This is a genomic window from Halobacteriovorax sp. XZX-3, assembly GCF_043196495.1.
Lineage (GTDB): Bacteria > Bdellovibrionota > Bacteriovoracia > Bacteriovoracales > Bacteriovoracaceae > Halobacteriovorax_A.
The window spans coordinates 1942-5206 of the sequence record NZ_JBEBMO010000005.1 but is presented as its reverse complement, the minus strand read 5'-3'; the positions used below and the strand labels follow the sequence as shown (position 1 = coordinate 5206).

General features: G+C 48.1%; 2 rRNA genes. Both read right to left on the bottom strand.

Annotation, left to right across the window (positions count from 1 at the left end):
- Positions 1-19: 19 nt before the first annotated feature.
- Positions 20-136, bottom strand: a 5S ribosomal RNA gene (gene rrf, locus ABMA70_RS15800).
- Positions 137-250: 114 nt separating this feature from the next.
- Positions 251-3175: ribosomal RNA gene (locus tag ABMA70_RS15795) — 23S ribosomal RNA — on the bottom strand.
- Positions 3176-3265: the final 90 nt, after the last annotated feature.

The following is a 3265-nucleotide window of genomic DNA, read 5'->3' as shown; positions in this document are numbered from 1 at the left end:
GATCTGGCTTTTTATATAGAAGGTGCATCTTCCTAGTCTCACACCAAGTGACCCTGGCACTACCTTCGGCGCAAGCGGGCTTAACTGCTGAGTTCGGGATGGTATCAGGTGTTTCCCCGCCGCTATCGACACACCAAAAATTTAATTCTTGGTATATTTAATTCTTTTTTTCGACCTTTGCAAGTCTATTAAGCGATATTTTCACACTTAAAAAACAATATCAAATAGAAGTGAACTTAAAAGTAAAAGTTAAATAAAGCAAAAAGACTAATTAGTATCGCTCAGCTCAACACATTACTGCGCTTACACATGCGACCTATCAAGCTCGTAGTCTACAAGCTGTCTTATAGAAATCTTATCTTATGATGGGCTTCCCACTTAGATGCTTTCAGCGGTTATCCCTTCCGAACTTAGCTACTCGGCAATGCAACTGGCGTCACAACCGATACACCATAGGTTCGTCCAACCCGGTCCTCTCGTACTAAGGTCAGATTCACTCAAATTTCTTACGCCCACGGAGGATAGAGACCGAACTGTCTCACGACGTTCTGAACCCAGCTCGCGTACCGCTTTAATAGACGAACAGTCTAACCCTTGGGACCTGCTCCAGCCCCAGGATGCGATGAGCCGACATCGAGGTGCCAAACCTCCCCGTCGATGTGAACTCTTGGGGGAGATCAGCCTGTTATCCCCGGAGTACCTTTTATCCGTTGAGCGATGGCCCTTCCACTCGGAACCACCGGATCACTAACACCGTCTTTCGACCCTGCTCCACTTGTTTGTGTTGCAGTCAAGCTCCCTTATGCGTTTACACTCTACAGCCGGTTTCCATGCGGCCTGAGGGAACCTTTGTGCGCCTCCGTTACTCTTTAGGAGGCGACCGCCCCAGTCAAACTGCCCACCAGACATTGTCCCCCCACCGGATTACGATGGTAGGTTAGGATTTCAAATAGCAAAGGGTGGTATTTCAAGGATGCCTAATCGTACGCCGGAACGCACGCCTCAACAGCTCCCACCTATCCTACGCATTACTATTCAAAAGCCAATGTCAAGCTACAGTAAAGGTTCACGGGGTCTTTTCGTCCTTCCGCGGGTAGCGCGTATCTTCACGCGCACTCCAATTTCGCTGGGCCTCTTGTTGAGACAGTGGGGAAGTCGTTACGCCATTCGTGCAGGTCGGAACTTACCCGACTAGGAATTTCGCTACCTTAGGACCGTTATAGTTACGGCCGCCGTTTACTCGGGCTTCGATTCAAAGCTTCTCCTAATGGATAACCTCTCCTCTTAACCTTCGAGCACCGGGCAGGCGTCAGACCCTATACGTCCACTTGCGTGTTTGCAGAGTCCTATGTTTTTGATAAACAGTCGCTACCCCCTTTTCACTGCGGCCCCCGTCAGCTACATCGGCAAGCGATGTCACCAGCAGGGGCGAGCCTTATCCCGAAGTTACGGCTCCAATTTGCAGAGTTCCTTAACAAGAGTTCTCCCAAGCGCCTGAGGATTCTCTCCTCATCTACCTGTGTCGGTTTACGGTACGGATTGATTATATTCTTCATACGAAGCTTTTCTGGGAAGCAGAGGATCACAAACTTCGGGCAAGCCCTCGTCATCACGCCTCAGCCTTCACGTGTTGCGGATTTGCCTACAACACAGCCTACACGCTTAAACCCACATCCAACAGTGGGATTTGCTACCTTTCTCCGTCACTCCTCATGTCAAACGAATATAACCAAGTACAGGAATATTAACCTGTTACCCATCGATTACGCCTTTCGGCCTCACCTTAGGATCCGACTAACCCTGGGCGGAGTCACCTGGCCCAGGAACCCTTAGATTTTCGGCGGGAGTGATTCTCACACTCCTTATCGCTACTCATGCCATCATCAGCTCTTGTGGGATCTCCAGCGCTCCTCGCGGTACGCCTTCATCGATAAACACAATGCTCTTCTACCAATGAACAAAGTTCATTCCATAGCTTCGGTACGTATCTTTAGCCCCGTTACATTTTCGGCGCAGAACCACTAGTCCAGTGAGCTATTACGCTTTCTTTAAAGGGTGGCTGCTTCTAAGCCAACCTCCTGGATGTCACAGTAGTTCCACAACCTTTCCCACTTAGACACGATTTAGGGACCTTAGCTGATGGTCAGGGCTCTTACCCTTTCGACTACGGACCTTAGCATCCGCAGTCTCACTGCCTGATATTACTTAACGGTATTCTGAGTTTGATATGGTTTGGTAAGCTGGTGAGCCCCCTAGCCAATTCAGTGCTGTACCCCCGTCAGTATTCGTCAGACGCTGCACCTAAATGCATTTCGAAGAGAACCAGCTATCACGGAATTTGATTGGCCTTTCACCCCTATCCACAAGTCATCCCAACAGTTTTCAACCTATATGGGTTCGGTCCTCCACAAGGTGTTACCCTCGCTTCAACCTGCTCATGGATAGCTCATCCCGTTTCGGGTCTACGACCTGCTACTATTCGCCCTATTAAGACTCGGTTTCCCTACGGCTACACCTTCAACGGCTTAACCTTGCAACAAATCGTAACTCGATGGCTCATAATGCAAAAGGTACGTGGTCATGCCTTACAATAGCACTTCCACCGATTGTAAGTATATGGTTTCAAGTTCTATTTCACTCCCCTCATCGGGGTTCTTTTCATCTTTCCCTCACGGTACTTGTTCACTATCGGTCAGTAAGTAGTATTTAGCCTTGGAAGGTGGTCCTCCCAGATTCAGACAAAATTTCACGTGTTCCGTCCTACTCAGGATACTGCTAGCGCTTTTCAACTTTCGGATACGAGGCTTTCACTCTCTTTGGCGGGACTTCCCAGACCCTTCTCCTAACATCAAAGCTACACGTTGCAGTCCTACAACCCCGCTAAGTAAACTTAACGGTTTGGGCTAGTTCGCGTTCGCTCGCCGCTACTTGCGAAATCTCAATTGATTTCTCTTCCTCGAGGTACTTAGATGTTTCAGTTCCCTCGGTTAACTCCAGAATGGCTACTTTACTCACCAAACGGTTCCTGCTGTTTCCAACAGGAGGGTTCCCCCATTCAGAAATTCCCGGATCAAAGCCTGCTTGACGGCTCCCCGAGACATATCGCTGTCTAACATACGTCTTTCATCGTCTCTTACTGCCAAGATATCCACCATATACCCTTAGTAGCTTTATCTAACCAACTAAAAGTTTGTATAATTAATATACTTGTCTTGTATTACTTTTAAGTTCTCGTCTTCTATCTGATACTGTTATTTAAATGTTA